The organism is Virgibacillus senegalensis (genome assembly GCF_000821245.2).
Taxonomy (GTDB): Bacteria; Bacillota; Bacilli; order Bacillales; family Amphibacillaceae; genus Sediminibacillus; species Sediminibacillus senegalensis.
Map to the genome: position 1 here is coordinate 1,545,346 of NZ_LN611425.1, position 20,862 is coordinate 1,566,207.

The 20,862-nt window shown below is 41.1% G+C and carries 21 protein-coding genes and 1 pseudogene; 11 read left to right on the forward strand and 11 right to left on the reverse strand.

The window, feature by feature from the left end:
* A partial coding sequence (locus BN1067_RS20350) for a hypothetical protein (RefSeq protein WP_234400757.1) occupies window positions 1-185 on the forward strand: 185 nt, incomplete at its 5' end.
* A pseudogene (locus BN1067_RS20355) lies at window positions 146-352 on the forward strand (IS5/IS1182 family transposase); the annotation flags it as partial. The gene BN1067_RS20350 and the pseudogene BN1067_RS20355, both read left to right, overlap by 40 nt.
* A gap of 220 nt (window positions 353-572) precedes the next feature.
* Here BN1067_RS20355 and BN1067_RS18615 read toward each other — a convergent pair.
* The gene (locus tag BN1067_RS18615; protein ID WP_053220299.1) at window positions 573-1,988 is read right to left on the reverse strand and encodes a DHA2 family efflux MFS transporter permease subunit; all 1,416 of its coding nucleotides are present in this window, start codon (window positions 1,986-1,988) and stop codon (window positions 573-575) included.
* Between the two features lie 266 nt (window positions 1,989-2,254).
* Here BN1067_RS18615 and BN1067_RS18620 point away from each other — a divergent pair, with 266 nt between their 5' ends.
* Window positions 2,255-3,154, forward strand: a complete 900-nt coding sequence (locus BN1067_RS18620; protein WP_053220300.1) for a TetR/AcrR family transcriptional regulator — start codon at window positions 2,255-2,257, stop codon at window positions 3,152-3,154.
* Between the two features lie 133 nt (window positions 3,155-3,287).
* Here BN1067_RS18620 and BN1067_RS18625 read toward each other — a convergent pair whose 3' ends face one another.
* The 3 genes from BN1067_RS18625 to BN1067_RS18640 form a co-directional block, all read right to left on the reverse strand.
* The gene (locus BN1067_RS18625; RefSeq protein ID WP_053220301.1) at window positions 3,288-3,782 is read right to left on the reverse strand and encodes a GNAT family N-acetyltransferase; all 495 of its coding nucleotides are present in this window, start codon (window positions 3,780-3,782) and stop codon (window positions 3,288-3,290) included.
* 622 nt (window positions 3,783-4,404) lie between these two features.
* On the reverse strand, window positions 4,405-4,638 hold the full coding sequence (locus BN1067_RS18635; RefSeq protein WP_053220303.1) for a hypothetical protein: 234 nt from the start codon (window positions 4,636-4,638) through the stop codon (window positions 4,405-4,407).
* Between the two features lie 35 nt (window positions 4,639-4,673).
* Entirely contained in the window at window positions 4,674-5,207 is a 534-nt protein-coding gene (locus tag BN1067_RS18640) for an NADPH-dependent FMN reductase (protein ID WP_053220304.1), read from the reverse strand.
* Window positions 5,208-5,499: 292 nt separating this feature from the next.
* Between BN1067_RS18640 and BN1067_RS18645 the strand changes: the two genes are divergently transcribed.
* A complete protein-coding gene (locus BN1067_RS18645; RefSeq protein WP_053220305.1) occupies window positions 5,500-5,856 on the forward strand; it encodes a hypothetical protein in 357 nt (118 codons plus the stop codon).
* A gap of 682 nt (window positions 5,857-6,538) precedes the next feature.
* On the opposite strand, the gene BN1067_RS18655 is transcribed toward BN1067_RS18645, so the two are convergent.
* From BN1067_RS18655 to BN1067_RS18675, 5 genes are all read right to left on the reverse strand, one after another.
* A complete protein-coding gene (locus BN1067_RS18655; protein WP_053220307.1) occupies window positions 6,539-7,369 on the reverse strand; it encodes an alpha/beta hydrolase in 831 nt (276 codons plus the stop codon).
* A 164-nt stretch (window positions 7,370-7,533) separates the two neighbouring features.
* Window positions 7,534-8,904, reverse strand: a complete 1,371-nt coding sequence (locus BN1067_RS18660) for an alkaline phosphatase (protein ID WP_053220308.1) — start codon at window positions 8,902-8,904, stop codon at window positions 7,534-7,536.
* Between the two features lie 260 nt (window positions 8,905-9,164).
* On the reverse strand, window positions 9,165-10,646 hold the full coding sequence (locus BN1067_RS18665; protein WP_053220309.1) for a glycosyl hydrolase family 28-related protein: 1,482 nt from the start codon (window positions 10,644-10,646) through the stop codon (window positions 9,165-9,167).
* A 486-nt stretch (window positions 10,647-11,132) separates the two neighbouring features.
* On the reverse strand, window positions 11,133-11,330 hold the full coding sequence (locus tag BN1067_RS18670) for a hypothetical protein (protein WP_053220310.1): 198 nt from the start codon (window positions 11,328-11,330) through the stop codon (window positions 11,133-11,135).
* Window positions 11,331-11,334: 4 nt separating this feature from the next.
* Window positions 11,335-11,949 carry a sigma-70 family RNA polymerase sigma factor gene (locus BN1067_RS18675; protein WP_053220311.1) on the reverse strand — a complete coding sequence of 205 codons (615 nt, stop codon included), beginning with the start codon at window positions 11,947-11,949 and terminating at the stop codon, window positions 11,335-11,337.
* Window positions 11,950-12,163: 214 nt separating this feature from the next.
* Here BN1067_RS18675 and BN1067_RS18680 point away from each other — a divergent pair, with 214 nt between their 5' ends.
* The 4 genes from BN1067_RS18680 to BN1067_RS18695 all read left to right on the forward strand — a co-directional run bounded on the left by BN1067_RS18680 (window position 12,164) and on the right by BN1067_RS18695 (window position 13,815).
* A complete protein-coding gene (locus BN1067_RS18680; RefSeq protein WP_110943581.1) occupies window positions 12,164-12,322 on the forward strand; it encodes a YvrJ family protein in 159 nt (52 codons plus the stop codon).
* A gap of 116 nt (window positions 12,323-12,438) precedes the next feature.
* On the forward strand, window positions 12,439-12,705 hold the full coding sequence (locus tag BN1067_RS18685) for a hypothetical protein (protein WP_053220312.1): 267 nt from the start codon (window positions 12,439-12,441) through the stop codon (window positions 12,703-12,705).
* A 244-nt stretch (window positions 12,706-12,949) separates the two neighbouring features.
* Window positions 12,950-13,408, forward strand: a complete 459-nt coding sequence (locus BN1067_RS18690) for a LytTR family DNA-binding domain-containing protein (RefSeq protein WP_053220313.1) — start codon at window positions 12,950-12,952, stop codon at window positions 13,406-13,408.
* Complete coding sequence (locus BN1067_RS18695; RefSeq protein WP_053220314.1) at window positions 13,405-13,815, forward strand: DUF3021 domain-containing protein; 411 nt, start codon at window positions 13,405-13,407, stop codon at window positions 13,813-13,815. The genes BN1067_RS18690 and BN1067_RS18695 overlap by 4 nt, the downstream gene beginning before the upstream one ends.
* 89 nt (window positions 13,816-13,904) lie before the next feature.
* On the opposite strand, the gene BN1067_RS18700 is transcribed toward BN1067_RS18695, so the two are convergent.
* Entirely contained in the window at window positions 13,905-15,245 is a 1,341-nt protein-coding gene (locus BN1067_RS18700; protein WP_053220315.1) for a C1 family peptidase, read from the reverse strand.
* A 242-nt stretch (window positions 15,246-15,487) separates the two neighbouring features.
* On the opposite strand from BN1067_RS18700, the gene BN1067_RS18705 reads away from it, so the two are divergent.
* Entirely contained in the window at window positions 15,488-16,885 is a 1,398-nt protein-coding gene (locus BN1067_RS18705; protein ID WP_053220316.1) for an L-cystine transporter, read from the forward strand.
* A 724-nt stretch (window positions 16,886-17,609) separates the two neighbouring features.
* Complete coding sequence (locus BN1067_RS18715) at window positions 17,610-18,176, forward strand: glycerol-3-phosphate responsive antiterminator (protein ID WP_053220318.1); 567 nt, start codon at window positions 17,610-17,612, stop codon at window positions 18,174-18,176.
* Window positions 18,177-18,220: 44 nt separating this feature from the next.
* Here BN1067_RS18715 and BN1067_RS18720 read toward each other — a convergent pair whose 3' ends face one another.
* A complete protein-coding gene (locus tag BN1067_RS18720; RefSeq protein WP_053220319.1) occupies window positions 18,221-18,754 on the reverse strand; it encodes an MgtC/SapB family protein in 534 nt (177 codons plus the stop codon).
* A gap of 483 nt (window positions 18,755-19,237) precedes the next feature.
* Between BN1067_RS18720 and BN1067_RS18725 the strand changes: the two genes are divergently transcribed.
* The coding region (locus BN1067_RS18725) for a lamin tail domain-containing protein (protein WP_199868569.1) at window positions 19,238-20,862 on the forward strand (1,625 nt) is incomplete at its 3' end.

Consider the following 20,862-nt stretch of genomic DNA (forward strand, 5'->3'; position numbering starts at 1 on the left):
CCGCGGGCACGGCCTCAGCTAACTTGGTCAAGAAGATCACTTATCCAAGTGGATCTTCGGCTCGCGCTGTTCCCGCAGGCGTCACCACCGAACGCTCATCGTGGAATCAACAGAGGGTAAACGAAAAAGAAGTGATTTTCTTTGAATGGCACCAGAAGATGACGTCATTAATCCCAGCTTATTAGCTTACTTCCGTCGTAAACGTCTGAAAGACACAAACCTTTTAGATCTCCTGATGGGAAAAACCGTAGAGGTCGCGCTTGAGAAAGGCGTGATTCAATCGAATCCTCTCATCCTTGAAGCGACACACACCAAGGCTCGATACAATCAAACATCCCGTCAAGAAGTATTGCATTGCGCATGCAAGGTGCGATGGTGATTTTCACAGCTAATGTGAAACGAATCGTTAAACTAATGAAGTGATAGAGGGCACAAATCACTTGAAATTAGATAAAAAGCGGTCTGTATGGAAATAATTCCATACAGACCGCTTTTTTTAAATTCTACTTTTCAAAGACCTTCAGTTTTTCAGTGGCCTCACGTGTTGTTGACTGGTTTTTTGTTTTCTCCGCTTACTCCGTACCTGCGGCAGAAGGACGGGAATTCTTTATGAAGAATGACAAGATAAGCCCGAGAATAGCGGTAACTCCAGCAACGATAAAGGAAACATTTACGCCATGCACAAGTCCATTGACACCATTTTCCGGCTGTACATTGTTGGTCATCACCGTAACCAACAATGCGGTACCTACTGCACCTGCCACTTGGCGCATTGTATTGTTCATTGCAGTCCCGTGCGGAATCAGATGAGGCGGAAGTTGATTCAATCCAGCCGTTGTTACTGGCATCATGACCATAGCCACGCCAAGCATTCTGACCGCATTAACAGTTGCCAAATAAGTAAAGGTCGTTTCAGCTGTTAAATTACTGAACATAAAGGTAGTGACTACCAAGTCGGTTAAACCAATAATCGCCAGCCACTTGGCACCAAATTTATCGAACAGCCTTCCCATTACCGGGTTCATTATTCCCATTAATACTGCACCTGGTAACAGCATTAAGCCTGATTCTAAGGCGGTATATCCAAGCATATTCTGCATAAGCAGTGGCAGGATGACCGCCCCGCCTATCATCGCGATAAACACGATCATACCAAGTGCTGTTGTAATGGTGAACATCTTGTTTTCGAACACTCTGAATTGAAGTATCGGTTGTTCAAGCTTAGATTGACGCTTGATAAAGAAATACAAGCTTATTGCGCCAACTATCATGGATATTACCACTTGAAAGCTTGCCCAGCCGCTGTTACCAGCTGTACTGAATCCGTATAACAGGCCGCCGAATCCTAGCGATGAAAGGATGATCGACAAGACATCGACACGCGGATTTGTTTGTTTTGTTACATTTTTCAATATAAAATAAGAAACAATCAAATCAATCACAATAATTGGGAAAATGACATAAAACAAACTTCTCCACGGATAATTTTCCACCAGCCACCCTGATAGTGTAGGGCCGATTGCCGGTGCAAAAGCAATGACTAAACCAAACATTCCCATGGCAGTTCCGCGCCGCTCTACAGGGAATATCAAAAATAAAATGGTCTGCATCAACGGCATGATAATCCCTGCTCCAGATGCTTGCAGGATTCGACCGACCATCAGCATCGAAAATCCAGGGGCAAATGCACAAATCAAAGTTCCCAATCCAAAAAGCCCCATGGCAGTGAAAAATAAATTACGGGTCGTAAACCGTTCAATTAAAAAAGCGGTAACTGGAATCATGATTCCGTTTACCAGCATGAAAATGGACTGCAGCCATTGGGCAGTATTTGCACTTAAATCCAAGTCCGCCATTATGTGTGGCAAAGCCGTTGCTAACAACGTCTGATTCAAAATTGCAGCAAAAGCTCCAGATATCAGTACAATCATCAAAGGTACTTTATTGATATTCTGTGCTGATGATGCGGCGTTTTGACTCTCAACCATAGTATTCCTTCTTTCTTATTAGTATCAAATGAATTCCGATCGAAAAGGGAAACCCTTTACTTCATTATTCTGTATAAAGGGAGTAGCCAGGGTTAAAAACTAGTCCCACTGTCAGGGGATTACCAATCCCCTTCATTTTTTTGGTCACTTGAGACATTCTATACCAGTGGTATAATTAAATCAAGCCATTTGAAGATTTTATTTCAAACCCTTACTATTTCAGCATTTTCAAAATATACCACCGGTATAATATTGGGGGATAAGATATGAATAACCGTAAAAAACAAGTCGTTGACAGTGCGCTGCAGCTGTTTATTGAAAAAGGAATAGAACAAACATCGCTACAAGATATTTTAAAACGAGCCGGAATTTCGAAAGGCACCTTTTATAATTATTTTACCTCAAAGAACGAATGTGTACTCGTCATCTTAGAACGCGCTCGTTACGAGGCAAGCTTACAAAGGCAGGAAATAATGGCAGGAAATGATCGCACTGATATGGAAGTGCTTATCCAGCAAATTTCTGTTTTGCTCAATATTAATTTAAAACAAAACCTTATTGCGATATACAATTCCATTCTCCATTCCGGCGATGAAGAATTGAAAAAAATGATTTCTCTGCACCGGCTACATGAGCATGAATGGCTGGCTGAACGATTTACAGATGTTTTCGGTGAAAATGTCCGGCCATATACTTACGAAGCAGCAATTCTGTTTTATGGAATGATCCAGCAAATTTCTGTCACCTGGCGTATCACCCATGACACCCCACTAGAGCCAACGAGAGCTGTGAGGTCAATCATTCACTATATAAAGGAAATATTTCCGGTTATGGTGCGGGACAAGACGGCTATTTTGGATGTGGATGCAATGGAAAAATTAAAAAACAAAATAGAGTTCCATCGTGTTCCAAAAGACGACATCCTTCATTTATTAGGGAGACTGAGGCAGGATATCACCGAGGAAAAAACGCCGCAACACAGGCTTGAATTAACAGATGCTTTGTTTGAAGAGCTTTCCGCAGACAATGTCCGTAAGGCAGTTATAGAATCATTGCTGTCTCCCTTTTATAAGGCATTCGAGGATACACCATATGCAAACGAAACACGGGAAATAGCCGCAAAAACAAGATATTTTTTAAAAAACACCATAAAGCAAGCTGACTGAATGAATACGTTTGAAAGTGTCTTGCTCAACCTGGACCAGCGCTCGTCCTTTCTTCTTATTATGTCAATACTTCTTCCAAAACACTTTAAAGTAAAAAAATTAACCCGTTTGGCATGACTGCCAAACGGGTTAATTAGTACAACCAATATATTGAATCATCCGTCTGAATCGTTTGTTGAAAACCGATTTTTTCCAATACCCGGATCGACGCAGCATTATCAGGATCACAGCTGGCCATCACCTTTTTCACTCCCGGCTGTTTGAGTCCCCATTCCACCATCGCTTTGCCCATTTCCGTTGCATAGCCTTTACCACGGCAGCTGGGAATGATGCTGTAGCCTAAATCAATCACTCCTTCTTCATTCGGTCCGCCTTTAAACCCCATATCACCGACAATCCTTTTATCTGCTTTATCGACTATCAGCCCCTCCCAGTCATTTTCAGAAGGGTACGTACGGAAACGTTCGATTTTGTACGGAAAAAGCTTCTTGTAAACTTCCAGCGGCCATTCCGATCCTGTGTGGAAGGGGATGTTTCGCTCAAGTTCTGGTCCCCCTTTTAACACAGCCTCCATCATATCAGCTGTCAAGGTGTGCATTTCTAATCTTTCCGTCGAAAATTCCGGCATATGTATCTCTTCCTTTCTCTTATCTATCGGACAACTTCTCACAAGTAATATAGGATCATTCCCTTATTCCACCATATTTCCATTGTTGTACCAATCAGGAAATTTTGCAATTCCATATCTTATATTATCTATTAGTAAAGGAGGATACCTATGATTTGTTCTACCTGGCAGCCACGCTGGAGAGAGATTTGCCAGCCGCCTTGTCAGCCGTGCTGCCCGCCACAGCCAGATCCTGAACCGGAGCCTGAACCAGAACAACCCAGTGAAGGTTGGAATGTTCTGCTTATCATTTTTATAGCGTTTATCGCCTTGTTGCTAGTTATCCTATCTTGCTTTACCAGCTTCATAGCTAGACTTCTTTAGCATAAATGCTAAGCATACAGGAAAGGAAGCGTCGCTTTGCTTCCTTTCTAACTAGAGTAAACACTATCCCCTGGGATTAAGATGAATCATTTGATAGTTTTGTTTCCCATTTAAGTCCCTTTTAGGGGGTATATCATTTTATATGTTTCCATTTTCAAAACTATCAATAAAAGAAGTATCCAAAATAGGTAACTGTTAGAAGAATGGCTCAACTAGTAAAATACCAGCAATATGAATTAAAGTGCTGGATCTACTGTATTTATTCAATTTCCCATTTTTCCACATCTGTCGCCGGTACGACAGGAGCGCCAAACATGAAGTAAGATTTTTTATCATTCTGTACGGTCATATACTGTTCCAATCGTTCATCTTTTCTAATAGACTCCAAAATAATTGGGTGTATTAATATCCTTTTCGGAGTGGTGGGTTCTCCTATTTCCGTTTGTTCAGCCCGCCATATGGAGATGTCTTGCAACAGAGCGTCCAGTTCCATAGTTGTTCCTCCTTGCCTTACTGTTTACTCTATCCTTACTTAATATTCTGTTGTAAGCGGATAAGTTCTTCCGCAAATTTACCGATCCGTTCGGTAACCTCATCATCGATAATTTCATTTTCATCGTCAAAAGAATCATTATGGATAAATACATTCAAAGTTGGTACCAACCCTTTTAAATAAGAAAGAATCGGCTTTAACTGATATTCTGAGACAAGAAAGTGTTTTTCGACTGCCCCTGTGGTCACAATGCCTGTTACTTTGGATTTAAAAGCATCGACGGGAAGATGGTCTAATAAATTTTTCAAAGCACCGGAAATGGATGCCTGGTAAATCGGTGTACCGATCACTAAGAAATCCGCTGTCAATATTTTGTTTACGACATTAAATGTATCCTCATTATAATAAGCAAGTGGTGTTCCCCGGACAAATTCTACGTCATAGTCCTTCAAATCAATCATTTCCGTTTTCAAATTGGGCTCGACCGCTTTTGCTGCTGCTAATACCTTGTTAATGGCCACATGAGTCTTCCAGCCAACTAACGATCCTGATATACCTACAAGCTTCATAGCTGTACCCTCCTGTATATAAGCTCGTTCAGCTCTTGCCATAGCAAACAAATTCATTGTTTCGATAAGGCAACAAACGAGGAGCTTCACGATATCTTATTCATATTTTCTCTATTTGACAGCTTGCTGTTAAATTGTTTACCGATGAAAATTTTTGCCACCGAGTACAGTTTATCATTTTTAACGGCATCAAAGCTATTAAGACTGCTGCATCAACCATTTTAACAGTCCAAGGACAGAAAATCGTATGTATCTGTACTTTTCGGACAGTCTAATTGAAGGAGGGATGAAAATGGCACAACACCAATTCTTATCAATTGAAGAATTCAATGAGTTATTACAGCAATGGAATGGAAAGAAGATTAAAGTTACGAAGCAGGAAATCGGCGACTATGACGAAACCATTCTGCAATTGAACGCAGTTTCTTATGATACTGATACACGTAGACTCGATGATTACCAGGCAATGCACAAGTTACAATTGAACGGTAATGGCAAGATGCTTACCGATACAGAAAATGCACAGCCTCTCCCTGACCAGGTGTATGAAATTCCAATTGAAGACTCGTCCTTATACCAATACGACGATTCCAGATTTTCTTTGACAACCGACCGTGGTACCTATACGATCGAACTTGTTTCGGAATAAAAGGTACCCCTACATAAATAAGAAAAAAAGCCTGGACAAAAGCATAGCCACCAAAGTAAAAACCGAACAATATTCGAAGTAGTAAGCATTCGAATTCGCTCGGTTTTTTATTTGTATAAGGCAAGCTCCAGCCTTCTACGGAATAAGGTTTGCCATTGCTACGGCAAGATACTGCGCTTTCCATGGGCACGGCTTCAACTTCCTCAGAAAACACCAACCGCTTTCTTGCGGGATTTTCAGCTCGTGCTGTTCCCAAAGGAGTCTCCGTATCTTGCCTTTGCTACATTTTCGTGATCTGATTTCCAAATGTTCAAGACAAGATGAATTGAACCGTATTCTTCTATTGGTTGATAGTGATCCCAAACAGTGACGAAGACGAAAGATCAGCTTAGGGACTTTATTCTTCGGAATTTGGAATATACAAACCGACAGTATAAAAGGGATAACAAGTACTCCGGTTTCCATGTGGCTTCGTTTTCTATCCATAACGCAAATGACAACACGGAAATCATGTGAGAAGAGAAAGTATCTCCAACCAACAGAGGCAAGGTACCCAGACTCCAGGTCGCTGAAAGCGAAGTACCTTGCCGGAGCGGAGAGTTCCTCTATTCTAATTAAAAAACCGAACAAATTGGTAACGTTCGGTTTCATATTGAGCACGATACTTTTGTCCCGATCCCTTTTAATCACAACTGCCTTTTTTCAGCCAATTTAAAGCGAGATCAAACCACGGTTCACAATATTTATTTTTCTGTTCCTCATTTGCAGCTGAAAGGTGATTACTTAATGCGAGCCCATGGACCCCACTTTCAAAAAAATGAGCTTCATGGGCAATGTGTTTTTTCTGAAGTGCCAGCATTAATTGTACGGCATTTTCCACCGGAACTGTTGCATCATCTCTTGTATGCCAAATAAACGTTCTTGGCATTGATTCCGGGATATGCTTATCAGGTTGGACCAATCTTTCTTTTGCCTGTTCATGGAATTCATGCCCGAATAAATCGGTCATTTTTTTCTTCTTATCCGTTTCTTTTGGCCAGCCATACTGGAAATTCACGACTGGATAGCCCAAAACTAAATGGTTTACTCGCAGTTTTTCTGAAGCTACACCCAACAGTCCTGCTACCCATTTCTGTTCTGTCACAAAAGTCAAAGCTAGATGGCCGCCAGCCGAAAAACCTGTCAAAGTAACTTGATCCAAGTCAACATACCAGTCCTCTGCGTTCGCCTGTAACCAGAGGAAAGCAGATCCTAGCTCAACATACGGTTTGGGAAATAAGTGTCCGTCTGACGAGATACATGAATACCTCACCGTAATGACGTGATATCCTTCGGCGAAATATTTTAACGCCACCGGGTCAGATTCCCGATCTGATGTATGATGGTAGCCGCCTCCCGGGCAAATAATGACTACCGGACGTTTTTCCCCGGTTTTGAATTGAACGGAATCCTCCCACAAGTATGCTACTGCATGTACACCATCCGGACCGAATGGCTGCTTTTCAATTCTCACCCTTACCACCCCTTAATCCAACTTTTCCCGCTTTTTTTCGCGTTACTATAAACATAACATATCTGGAATCTGATAAGCTGGTTAACCCATCATCTCAGAAATCACCCAGCGCTTTCCGACATAGTAAAACCCTCCGTAGAGTTAACAGAGGGTTGTGGTACAGCTTATTTAGCGGAGTCACTATCACCTAAAAAATCAAATATCTTTTCAGCGGTATCTATGTTTTCCAGCGAGCCGGAAAATTGGTCAGAACCTGGACCATATGCATAGATGTTCACGTCGACACCGGTATGTCCATCCGTTGTCCAGCCAGTACCCGATCGCCTGTTAAATATCGCTTCAATTGCATTGTCTATCTCCGTTGCCTCACCACTTTTAGCCGCTGTTTCTACCGATTGAATCTCGTCTTCTGTCAATGTTAAGTCGATGTATTTCTCCAACACCGATGCTACAGGCTCACCTTCCACTATTTCCTGTGCCATATAATCCGGAGTTCGTTTTGCAGCCTGGATTGGTTCGGGATTCCAAACATACGGGCCATTCGCTCCGATAGACAGTCCGCCAGTTGAGTGGTCAGCTGTAGCAACTACCAAGGTGTGCTTGTCTTTTTTGGCGAATTCAATCGCTGCTTCATATGCTTTTTCAAAGTCTTCCATTTCGCTCATTGCTCCTACCACGTCGTTATCGTGGCCTGCCCAATCAATTTGACTACCTTCAACCATTAGAAAAAAGCCATCCTTATCTTCGTTAAGCCGGTCAAGGGCAGATTTGGTCATTTCAGCAAGGGATGGGGTCGATTCAGTTCGATCGATCATTCTGTCCATTCCTACTGGTGCAAACAAGCCTAAAACTTGGTTATGATTATCCTGAAGCATTTGTTCACGGGAGGTTACATAACTGTATCCGTCTTCCTGGAATGCTTCCGCGAGATTACGGTCATCCCGTTCGAAGTAGTCTGTGCCTCCGCCCAGTATCACATCGACCTTATGCTCGCCATTCACCAAATCGTCATAATAATCATCGGCAATTTGATCATAGTTTTGTCTCGACTCATCGTGTGCGCCAAAAGCCGCCGGAGTAGCATGGTTCACTTGAGACGTCACCACTAGACCAGTAGATTTCCCCTGGTCTTTTGCTTGCTCCAGCACGGTTTTTACATTCTGTTTTTCTGTGTCAACAGCGATTGCCCCATTGTATGTCTTCACTCCACCCGACATGGATGTTGCCGCTGCGGCAGAGTCGGTGATGTTTTCCTCATGATCATGAGGATATGTCTTTTGCATTCCTACCAGATAAGGATCAAAAGCGGTGGGCTCCATCATCGGCGTAGTAGGATCATCCTTCAAATAACGATACATCGTATTAAAGGCAGGTCCCATGCCATCGCCAATTAAAAAAATGACGTTCTTTATCTTACCTGTATCCTTCGCCTGATTTGCTTCAGATGTTGTATCGTAAGCGAATATACTGCCCAATGCAACTCCGCCAACAACCAACGGTACAACCAATTTGTTTACCAAACGTTTCTTATTCATTGTTTCCCCTCCAGATTTAACATTACATCTTCCATGCTAATCTGGAATTATTGAGGACTCATAAACAGAATGTAAAAGTGACAGCCAAAACGCTGATTGAGAGAAATTGCCTAGACGGGTATCGTTTTCAAAACAATAAACATTCTTATTTGAGTAGAAAAACTGGTTCACTATTCACGGTTGACTTCCATTTTCTAACAGAACTACTGTCTGACGGGGAACCAGTAACTTTAAAAACTTTACATTCCCTTTACTATCTTCTACGTCAATCCAGAAAAATAATTTCCGTTTTCCCATACGTTCCGGCAGGAAGAGGCAATATGTAGCGCTTTATCCGAGTGGTATTTCTTTCCCTCATTCTTATACACGTTCATCGAAATGATCATTTCATTGGCAAGTTTGGCAGTAATAGGGTAAGTTTTACTGCCTTCTCCGTTTACGCCATAGATGGTATTACCCAAAATAACTACCTGCCCTACGTTACCGGATATTACGATTCCATTCCTCCATATGTATTGAAGGAAGTTGTTTTTCAGGTCAACGCCCACAACATGGTCTGACACGGATATACCATCTCCCCAAGCAAAGGTTATCATATTATTGTTTAGAACTATTCTGCTTCCAACTTCGACAGCAATGGACGTTCCCTTGATTTGTCCCAGTATATTGTTGGTAACATTTACTGTTTGGCCGTGACGAATACTTATCCCCGAAAAAGCACTACCCTGTACCGGATCAGAAATAATATTTCCACTGATTAAAACATTTGCTAACACACCGCTTCTTTCTCCTGCAAGGTGAATTCCATGGTGATAAGTAAGTCCGCCGGTAATGGTATTGTGGACAATTTGAATGTTTTCACACGGCTGACTGCCCCCTGTCTGCTTTCCAAAAATATTTTTGGTGTCCTTGGCATCGCTTAAAATAGGGGAAGCTGCTTCAATTCCCGCTCCGCAAGAAATCATCTGATTATGCTGTATTTGTACATTCCTCCAGCTGTAACCGCGGACAGCCTGCATGGTCAGCCCTTCAAACACATTGTTTTGGACTTTGATATTTTGATGCCAAACACCTATCGTGGACGAATGACTCCCTATCCCGCGCGGCCATACCTGGCTTCCATCTGTACCAGAGGAGCCAAAATAGCACCCGCTTATCCAAACGTTATCACACGGGGTTTGATCATAAGCACCAAACGCACTAAACACCCATTTAGCCTTCATCAAGTCAATTTGTACGGCCTCTGAAAAGTTTCGTCCACCCGTATTGATGAAGCCTAAAAAACGACAGTTGCTGATCCTGACGTTCCGGCATCCGCAGATTTCGACTGCATGCGCTCCTGCAACATCCCGGATTTCCATTCCTTCCAAAGTAATGTTATCTCCGTGTCCGAAAGCAAAACAGTTATGCATCACCTTTCGTTTAGTCCCATTAAAGTCCCAGATTCCGCCTTCTATCACGATGTCCGAATGCCCGCTATACTTTTCAAAGGATTCTTCGGGCCTGCCATTGGTAACTAGATATCCATTATGGTCCTTCACCAGCCTGGTACCAGGCGCGGCAATGACATGTGTTTTAGAAGATACATACAACGTTTTTTCCAAACGATAAGTCCCCTCCGGTATCCAAACAGTTATTCCTGATTTCACACGGTTTGCTTCATCCAAGGCTGCTTGAATTACAACCGCATCCTTCGTCTGTCCATCACCTGACGCACCATAATCTCTCACATTGAGCTGCATCGCTTTCCTCCTTCAAGCGATCAAGATTACGACCATGCCGGGGGATTGCCAGCATTAATCTTTTAGTAGCTTTCTTTCCACCGCTCTTTAAATGAATATTTTCATCCGTTCATTTATATACAAAAATTCGTTTGTGGATGCACAGCGAGCGTCTCCTTGAATGACCAATTCCATCCTTACCCTGCTAATCTATCGCTGCGGAAATTCCCTTCGCTTTCCGCGGGCGGCTGGTGAGCTTCCTCGAGCTACGCTCTGCGGGATCTCACCGAGGCCTTTCCTCCCGCTGGAGTCTTCGGGTATTTCCTCCGCAAAGTACAGCTTCTATTTCTAAGCGAGGATACTCCCACGGATTACATCGAGATTATTCTAACGTTAAGATTTTTTGAATAATACTATTCTCAAATAAAATGGTTTGGGAATCTCACTTCTGATGGCTAACTTACTAAAAAAAAACAGCCAAAACCGCTGTGGCTGTTTTCATTTCTCTCATTCGAAGGATTGTTTGAATTCCCAGAATCCTGGCGTTTCTTTGATGACTCCCCGTGTTACCGTCTCAATCATTTTTAATTTGATTTCCTGCTCCAAATCGTCTCTTTCCTGTGGAGAAGTGTACATCACTGATTTTTTAATTTTCGGCTCCATCTGAATAATAAACTCTGTAATCATAAGCTGTTTTTGTTTCATCGTCTCACCCTTTTTCCAGATAGTTTTTCATTTTTTTAATTGACTGCCTGTGAATTTTTGAAATATTTTGCGCGGATGTTCCCTTCAGGTCAGCGATCTCCTTCATTTTCAGCTGCCTGACATAAATCAATTCCAATACCTCTTTTTGCTGCGGACTTAACTGTTGAATGGCACCATATAATTCCTCATTCAATATGTGATCTTCCAGTTTTCCGCTCTCCATGACAATCTGTTCCAGGGGCTCGACATCTTCCCCCTCCAGCCTATCAATCCATTCATCTTCCGAATCCGACTCCTTGTCTGATAAGGGCTGATTGAGTATCGTTAAATTTTTGTCGTGGTATTTACGTATTCGTTTATCAAAATTGATGGAATTAAAATAAATTAAGTTCGAAAAATACTTTGTTGCCTTTGCCCGGCTATAATAATCACGGAATTTATCATCCAGCTTTTTTTGGCTTTCAGTCGTACCTTCTACCAATGCCCTTTCTAATAGCTGCTTATTTTCCTCGTCTGAAAAAAACGCTTTAACAATCGGCTGACTAGAAAATGCGTCATACTTTTCAAAAAATTCTTCCACGACGTCATGCTGGTTATTCGGGAAGCGCTTGTACTCCATATGTGAATCCCTCCTACTATGTAAAGAACATTCCGCGGTGAAAATATAAACTATTTCAAAGAAAAAGAGAACATGTGTTCGTTTATTTGTCATTATATCGCAATATTTGTTCCAGTTTCTAGTGAAAATATAACTAACTTGTAGGGGTTTACTTTTTAGAGATTCCTACTTCTATAAGAGATAAAGGGAAAGAGAGAGGAGGGAGAGAGACCTTATGGAGGAAACATCGATACCAGCATTGATGACGCTTGTCAGCGATCTTGGTTTTCCAGTAGTCTTGGTTTTATATCTTTTATTTCGTTTTGAAAAGAGAATCACTACGTTGGCAATAGCTATTGATAATTTAAAAGATGCCATCAGCAGAGATAGGTAAATATGGCCAAAGCTTTGGATAAGCGCCCAAGTTACTTGAATGAATGGGTAAACAGGCTACATTTTCTCCGCCTTTCCATAAAATGAATTAAATCCGAAAAGGAGGAGATTTACACAATGAACAACGAGATTCAAGAATATCAAGAATATCCAATACAAGAACAGCAGGAGGTTTATACAGATGAACGGGGCAGGCCTTTTTATGGACCGCGACCTTTCTTCGGACCGCGGCCATTTTATGGTCCAAGGCCGTTCTATGGTCCACGTCCCTTTTATGGAGGATATGGATATCCATTTCTCGGCGGAGTGCTAGGCGGCCTTTTAGGCAGCAGCCTATTTTACCCGCCTTACTATGGATACCCTTACTATGGGGGGTATTATTAATACTAAATAAAAAATGGGGAGACTGTTTCAGCTGAACAGTCTCTTTTACATATTTCTATGGGATAAGTACGTATTGCTTTCACAAGGAGATACCTCTTCATCTTAAGAAAACTCTGGCAGGTTATTGGAGCAAAATTGCACCTCACCCTTTCCGACAAACGTGTCAGCGTCATCCTGGTGACAAGGAACAATCCCCCCTCTATACTTAATGTAAATCACAGACATATCAAAGGAGGGAGAAATATTGAAGGTATTATTGGATGTGGACCGCAGTCATCAAGAAACGACCGTAACGATTCAATGCAGGGAAATCGATGACTCGATTAAACAAGTCCTTGATTTCCTGGAGAATAGAGACGCCGAATTTATTATCGGAAAAAATGGAGAGAAACAGCATATTTTGAAACCGGAAGAAGTCCATCGTTTTCAAGCGGAAGGAGATTCGGTCATGGCCATTACATCGAGAGGTAATTTTAAAGTGAAAGAAAAATTGTATGAACTGGACCAAATCCTTCCTCCAAGCAAATTTATCCGCATCTCAAAATCTGCCATCGCCAATCTTTTTGAAATAAACCATTTTGAACCATCGTTCAACGGTACAATCTGTGTCCATTTCAAATCAGGGGCCAAAGAGTATGTATCTCGTCATTATGTAAGTAATATTAAATCCATATTAAAAAGGAACAGGAGGGGGAAAAATTGAGAAAATTCTTATTCAGAAGTTTGATTGGTATCTTCTATGGTGCATTTCTAGCTGTGTTGATTACCAACTCTATCATTTATTTTGGCGGAGAAACCGTGCTTGACGGAGAGACTTTCCTCAAAAATTCACTCGGCACGATCTTTTGCGGTTGGTTGTTTACTGTTACACCGTTATATTTCGAAATAAGATCCTTATCACTGGCACAACAAACTGGCCTCCACTTCCTTACCGTGATGGTCGCCTATTTTGTTTTGGCATTCAAAATTGGCTGGATTCCAGCTGGGATGACAGGAATCCTATTATTTCTTGCCATAACGCTCGTCGTTTATACGATTTTTTGGTTCTGTTTTTATCTTTATTTCAAACATCAATGCAGAAAGCTCAATGAGGAACTTCAACATATTTAAAAAAGGTACAGCGCATTTCCAACTCCTTGCAAAGTAATAAAGAAACAGGAAAAACGGGAAGAATTGATTCTTCCCGTTTTCCGATACGGTCAGTTCATCCAAGCAAGTGAACCCATCGGATCCCAAGGTTTCAAGACTACTGGCTCCTGTTCCCAAGCTTTTTTTAATTCTTCCGATAAGTACTTTTTATGGACAACGACCTGGTAGGTATATTCATTCATCCAATCATCGCTCATCACGAAGTACCCTTTATTTCCGACTTTTTCTCCCCAGCTGTTTTCTACTTTCCAACGGTTTGGTTTGTCATCGACAAGGTTGACCCCAGTCAGCACCATTGCATGCGTCAGCATCCCATCTTTAAAATCCAGTCGTTCCGCCTTCGACATTTTTGGTGAAAAGCCGAATGCAGGTTCATAATCAAACAGCGAGGTATCCATGACCCCCTCTTTCCGATTAGATTCCTGCGCTACATCGCATCCAAACCAGACGCTTTCATTATCCTTGATTTGTTTGACAGCCAGCTCTTTCAAGGTTTCCATATCAACATGTAAGTATTTAATCGGTGTTCCGTCAACCACATTACCCAGCCGGTCGACTGTGTACGTTTTCCCGTATGGTTTATCCTCTGTTGGTGCATTGATGACACTTACATAGTCATGTAAATCCACTCCCACGTATTTCTCAAAAAACGCTTGCGGAGTTATCTGTTGATCTCGATGAAAGACGTTATCCTCATTTCTGTATTCAAAATCAAAAGCTTTTGGAGGCTCACCGAGTGCAAAAACCAACATTCTGTAAATTTGGGAAAGCATTCCCTCTTTCACTTGCTGCAACTTTGCAGACGGCTTTCCTTCTTCATGAAGTTTCCTCAGTTCCACGGCATCCTTCCGCAACTTAGCGTCCAACATCTGATTAAGCTGAGCAGAGCTGCTGCTGTGGAAAGTTTCCGGCATCACTTGTTTCGGGACCACCCCATACTTGTCAATCAACGATACGAGCATATCCCATTGCCCGCCGTCTTGCTGCGGGGTTGTCAGCAACCAGGAGACCAACCTTCCGTCCAATGGTTCGTCCGCTGTATCCAGGATATTTTCCAAAAAGTAATTAGCCTTTTCGAACTTATCCCAAAAGTTGATATAATTTTGAGATAGCTCGAAATCCTTTAAGCTGAAAAGGTGATTTAATTTGTGGGTGAAGGTATTTAAGGCAGCGAACATCCAGCATCGACCGCTTTGCTTTTGGTTGGTTACCTTCCCCGTTTGAATTTCATTAGAAAAAACATGATTCATGGCGACAACCGCATCGCTGTTTTGGATGGACGCCTGAATGCCGTTTTTCATAATCGCATCTTTTACTACCTGATTTTGCGGTTGGTCTTGAAGGCTTATCGAAAATGCCTCTACCATGTCCTTCTTGATTTGTTTTGCCAATTTGTTCTCCTCCCCCAAAAATATTTTTCTTTTTTATTATACGCCTTTTTATCAGTAATTCCTAAAAATTCAGAAAAAACAGGTCGAAAGCATAGGAATCTTCTAATGAGTACTTGACTCCGAATAAAACGTATTGTAAATTTTTAAAGCATACTATTTTCATAGGAATTATACGTATTAGTAAGCAAAATAGTTGTTAGCTGCATATGCTAACGAAATATCAACTAACAGGGGGTTTATGGATGGATATTTTCTTTGTTCTTCTTAACATCGTTGTATTACTAGCCATTATCGGTATTTTAATTACAATGCAACGAAAGCACGTTACGTTTACGAAACGAGTATTTACCGGCCTAGGGCTGGGGATTGTCCTTGGTGCCGTCTTACAGTGGATTTATGGCAGCGGTTCGGACGTCCTGGCAACGACGGCGGATTGGTACAGCATCGTCGGACGAGGCTATGTAAACTTTTTAATGATGATCGTCATTCCGCTTGTGTTAGTATCAATCATCCAATCTATCATTAATTTGGAAAAATCAGCTGAGCTAGGTAAAATGTCGGCCTGGATTATCGGTATTCTTATTAGTACAACTATGGTAGCGGCATTGGTCGGTATTGCTTCTGCTACGATATTCGACTTAAATGCCGAGCAAATCGAAGCAGGTCAAGCTGAACAAGATCGCGGCTCTTCCCTTGAGGCTACGCTGGATGATGTGGTGGAAACACAGTCCACTCCACAAAAAATACTGAATTTCATCCCGGCCAATATTTTTCTTGATATGACCGGCCAGCGTTCTACATCAGTTATAGCGGTTGTAATTTTTTCTGTAATCGTCGGTATAGCAGTATTGGGACTTCGGCGTAAAAATCCGGAACAGGCTGAGATGTTCACCAATATGGTCAATGCCGTCTATGCAGTCGTCATGCGGATCGTCACGTTGATTTTACGCTTAACACCATATGGAATCCTAGCGTTAATGGCAAATACGGTTGCAACCACCGATTTTGCAGGCATTATCGAACTCGGCAAATTCGTACTTGCATCCTACGCCGCCCTGCTTACGATGTTTGTCATTCATTTAGTATTAGTAGGGGTATTCGGTCTGAACCCGATCAATTTCTTGAGAAAAGTCATCCCGGTGTTGGGCTTTGCCTTTACTTCCCGTTCTAGTGCAGGGACGATCCCATTAAATGTTTCCGCGCAAAAAAATTCCCTAGGTGTCGATGAGGGAATAGCCAATATATCAGCATCATTCGGTGCAACCATGGGGCAAAACGGGTGTGCAGGGATATATCCAGCAATGCTGGCCGTAATGATTGCACCTACCGTCGGAATTGAGCCGCTTGATCCATGGTTCATTTTACAGTTAGTGCTCATTATTGGAATCAGCTCTTTCGGTATCGCCGGTGTAGGCGGCGGCGCAACGTTCGCGGCATTGATTGTTTTGTCCTCTATGAACATGCCGGTAGCGTTAGCCGGACTATTAATCTCTATTGAAGCATTTATCGATATGGGCCGGACTGCCTTGAATGTGAACGGAGCCATGGTATCCGGGACACTGACATCAAGAATTTTAGGCAAGTTGAACATAAAGACGTTCAATGATAAAACAGCGATAGATGACAACCAAGCAGCATAGTATGCAAAACTGGGAGGTAGCTTACTTCAAAGCTGCCTCCCAGTTTTGCAACTGCTATCACCGTGCTTTTCTACATAAATAAACCCATAGCGTTTCGAATATTCGTCAGACGATGCACTTTCCAAATAAATATTGTACACACTTTCAGATGCCCACCACTTTTCCCCTTATAGATACAGGATTTGCACCCAGGAAATTGCAGCAATTATGATCGCACCTGCAATTAACCAGATTCCCCAGCTTCTTTTTTTCTTAAAGACATGTATTCCATTTACCAAGAACAAAGCAACAATAATCCAATTGGTGATGGAGAAAGGATTTTGATCATGCGAACTCCATAAAGATAAACAAAAAATCATTATCACTGCGGTTATCAATATGATTGTAATTATTTTAAATGGTGTACTCAATAACTTAAATAGCATTTTATTATTCCTTTCAGATGAGATTATTGCCCATAAATCTCCATTGGTGAACGACTGTAAAAGATACCGATGCCATATCCTCTGCCACTATAGTAAACACAATTATTCCAGTGTTAGTGTAAATAGCAGGACCAATTGTAGGTTCTCAGGCACTAGAAAAAATAAACTAAGAGTAATCATACCTGGCTTCTTTTTTTACCTTATGAATCCAAAAAAAGAAGCAATTTAACCTCTCGAAGACATTGACTAATTAAATATGTTATAATTTTTATAAAATTCAGTATTAGGTAGGGATACAAATGAATAATATTACTGACTTAGTTCAATCCCAAGTAATCGCCTCCGTAAAGAAAGAAGACGATTTGGAAAAAGCCATTCATTCTAAATCGAATATCGCTTTCATTTTAACTGGGGATCTGATTACTACGAAGAATTACATCGACCAATTAAAGCAAGCAGGAAAAATAACTTTCGTCCACATTGATTTCATTGAGGGGCTATCCAATACCAAAAGTGCCATTCAATACATAGCTAAAAAGTGGAATCCTACAGGCATCATTACGACAAAAAGTAATTTAATAAAATACGCAAACGAAGAAAATCTTATGACTATACAACGCTTATTTCTAATTGATTGGAATGCTCTTAAAAAAGGAATCGACATTGCCCACAGTTGCAAACCAGATGCTATTGAGGTACTTCCTGGTTTGATGTCATCTATTATAGATGAATTGACTAGAATGACTTATTTGCCTATCATCGCTGGTGGACTAATCAGTAATGAAGAGGAGATACTTAGTGGGTTAAAAGCTGGTGCGTTAGCTGTATCATCTGGCAATCCCAATCTATGGAACCTCGACTTATAACTTAGAGCATCGTTACATCTATCCTATATTCACCGTCTTTACCGTTACTTACTTGCAGCTTCTTTTTCATCGCTAGAACGCTGTTTTTTTGAAAACCAAGGACGGCTTGTTTTAATATCATGTTCCTCGAAAAAATTGCCTATTCTAGTTATTAAAAAAGTAACTAGCGTCGCAAAGATTACCAGATTATAAAAACCAGCCCCAATACCAATCCCTACTCCCCCTGCATAAAAAATCATTGCAGCAGAAGTAAGTCCTTTTACTCGTAAACCATCTTTCAATATTACACCGGCACCTAAAAAACCAAGACCCGACACAATTTGGGCAGCAAGACGCATTGGATCCATTACTTTCCCACTGTCCGGCTCGCTAAAAATTTCAGCACTTTCAATGGAAACAAGCGTAATTAACGTACAAGCAACTGCAACATATGTATAAGTTTTCAATCCCGCTGGTTTATTCTTTGAAGTGCGGTCCCATCCAATCAAGAATCCTAAAATCGCGCTTATTAAAATTCTAAAATACAATTCATTTTCCCAAAAAAACGCTGATACAAATTCCAATCTACTCCCCCTCATCGATTTTTATTTTTTCCATTTTAAAGATAAAAAAAATCACTCATAAGACAAAATCAATAACAGGCACTATTCCAGTCCTGTTAAAACTTTGCATTATGGGTGATCTCTTTTACTCTTCCCACAACAGAATTTATGATGTTATAGATTAAATTTTATACTAATCTGTTATTCAGCGCAAGCCGTATTCTGAAAAGTACAAATTTATCCCCACCCCACCCCATCCTTCCAAAGGACCATTTTCGAAAGCGTATACAAAATAGTATTGCTAACCTTCTAATGTTGTTGTATGATTAATAGCAATTAAATAGCTATCGTTTAAGTCTTCGGGTGGAGAAGAGGAGAACCCTATGCACATTATCTGTATTACAAATACTTATTTGTAATACGTTTAATTGGCGTGGGTTCTTTTTTTATATATTAAAACTTCATGATAAACACAATTATTACCTTCAAGGAGTCAACTTTTTAAAAGGAGGAAGATGGATGAAAAAAAAGCAAAACAAGTGGAAGGCTTATGGAGTAATCATTATGCTGTTAATGGGAGTGATGGTCATTCTTTCATCGATTACTACCATTGCTGAAGAGCCCAATCCACCATTAGTCATTACCGAGATTGTCAACAAATCGGATGGTCCAGGACAACCTTACGAGTATGTGGAGATTTATAATAACTCATCGGAGGACATTCATTTAGAAGGCTATCAACTACAGTACTTTACGAGTAACATGACAATCCCTGCCAACCGTTGGGTGATCGGGGATAAGACAGTAAAAGCACGAGACACATTGGTTCTTTGGTTGAAGAAATATAATTATCCGAACGTACCTTTGTGGGATTTCAACTCTAATTATGACGTCGTATTACCCAAAGAGAAGGTTTTCGAAGTTGAACTGACAACATCTGGTCAAGGACTTCATGACAGCTCCCGCAGGCAAGTTGGGATTGCGAGTCCAGACGGAAATGTTATTAGTACAGCGATCATTAACGATGGAGCGACAGACGGAATCACCAATAAAAGTATTATTTATCAAATAGGTACTACAAACGAAATGACGCGGCTACGAAATAACGAGCAGGCTACGCCTGGAAAAGTGATTTCTGAACAAGTAAATGCCCCGCAAACTCCTTTGGATATTAGCGCTACACCATCAAATCAAGCGGTTACTGTACAATGGGAGGAAATAGAGGGTGCTGAATTGTATAACGTGTACTCCAATACCAGCCATGAAGCTGTTACAGTCTCCGAAAAGTCATCCATTACGCTTGAAGGATTAACAAATAGGCAAGAGTATTGGTTCCGAGTTACTGCTGTGGATGATGAAGGAAACGAATCTCCAAGTAGTAAGGAAGTAACTGCTATCCCACAGGAAGATATCGATACAGAGTCCCCCGCCGCTCCAACCGGTTTACAATCAAGTCCTGGTACCGATCATGTGATACTTAAATGGGATAAAAGTGCTGCTTCAGATTTCATTGGTTATCGAGTTTATATCAATGGTACTCTTTATTCGACAACCACAACTGAAAGCATTCGTGTGTATCCTTTAGAATTGGGAAGAGATTATACCTTTGAAGTAACAACTTTTGACAACGCTGGGAATGAATCTACTAAAACAGAATTAGTTTCCGGTCCAAGGGGAAATAATCCAATCCCCAACTTACTGATAACCGAGTTGGTGCCAAACAGTGATAATTTTGCCGGCTATGATGCATTTGAGTACCTGGAAATCTATAACAACAGTGCTGAACCAATCGATATAAAAAACTACCGGATTAGTTCCGGAAATTGGAATGTAGAAATAACCGAGTCATTGACGATTGATCCTTGGGATACTCAGTTGTTTTGGACGCGAGTAGATGAAATTAGCCCAATAACGAGAGAAGCATTCAACCATAATTATTTTTCCTCCTATGAAAGCAAATATCTTGATGAAAAACACCTGAAAATCATAGAAGGAATCGGCGGATTAGTCAATGGAGGTCAAACGGTTACTGTTATTGATTCTCAGGGAATAGAGGTTGTTTCCGCAAACTATAGTGGTGATGATGTTTCTGTCGAAAAATCGATTACATTTTCGTATCCAGAGGATGGTGGTTTAGCAATGGA

Coding starts and splice junctions, on each gene's coding strand:
- BN1067_RS18715 (WP_053220318.1), top strand. CDS start 17,610: ATGAATAATATTACTGACTTAGTTCAATCCCAAGTAATCGCCTCCGTA.
- BN1067_RS18625 (WP_053220301.1), bottom strand. CDS start 3,782: ATGCCGGAATTTTCGACGGAAAGATTAGAAATGCACACCTTGACAGCT.
- BN1067_RS18665 (WP_053220309.1), bottom strand. CDS start 10,646: ATGCAGCTCAATGTGAGAGATTATGGTGCGTCAGGTGATGGACAGACG.
- BN1067_RS18615 (WP_053220299.1), bottom strand. CDS start 1,988: ATGGTTGAGAGTCAAAACGCCGCATCATCAGCACAGAATATCAATAAA.
- BN1067_RS18705 (WP_053220316.1), top strand. CDS start 15,488: ATGGATATTTTCTTTGTTCTTCTTAACATCGTTGTATTACTAGCCATT.
- BN1067_RS18660 (WP_053220308.1), bottom strand. CDS start 8,904: ATGAATAAGAAACGTTTGGTAAACAAATTGGTTGTACCGTTGGTTGTT.
- BN1067_RS18635 (WP_053220303.1), bottom strand. CDS start 4,638: ATGGAACTGGACGCTCTGTTGCAAGACATCTCCATATGGCGGGCTGAA.
- BN1067_RS18680 (WP_110943581.1), top strand. CDS start 12,164: ATGGAGGAAACATCGATACCAGCATTGATGACGCTTGTCAGCGATCTT.
- BN1067_RS18640 (WP_053220304.1), bottom strand. CDS start 5,207: ATGAAGCTTGTAGGTATATCAGGATCGTTAGTTGGCTGGAAGACTCAT.
- BN1067_RS18720 (WP_053220319.1), bottom strand. CDS start 18,754: ATGAGGGGGAGTAGATTGGAATTTGTATCAGCGTTTTTTTGGGAAAAT.
- BN1067_RS18670 (WP_053220310.1), bottom strand. CDS start 11,330: ATGAAACAAAAACAGCTTATGATTACAGAGTTTATTATTCAGATGGAG.
- BN1067_RS18675 (WP_053220311.1), bottom strand. CDS start 11,949: ATGGAGTACAAGCGCTTCCCGAATAACCAGCATGACGTCGTGGAAGAA.
- BN1067_RS18645 (WP_053220305.1), top strand. CDS start 5,500: ATGGCACAACACCAATTCTTATCAATTGAAGAATTCAATGAGTTATTA.
- BN1067_RS18620 (WP_053220300.1), top strand. CDS start 2,255: ATGAATAACCGTAAAAAACAAGTCGTTGACAGTGCGCTGCAGCTGTTT.
- BN1067_RS18685 (WP_053220312.1), top strand. CDS start 12,439: ATGAACAACGAGATTCAAGAATATCAAGAATATCCAATACAAGAACAG.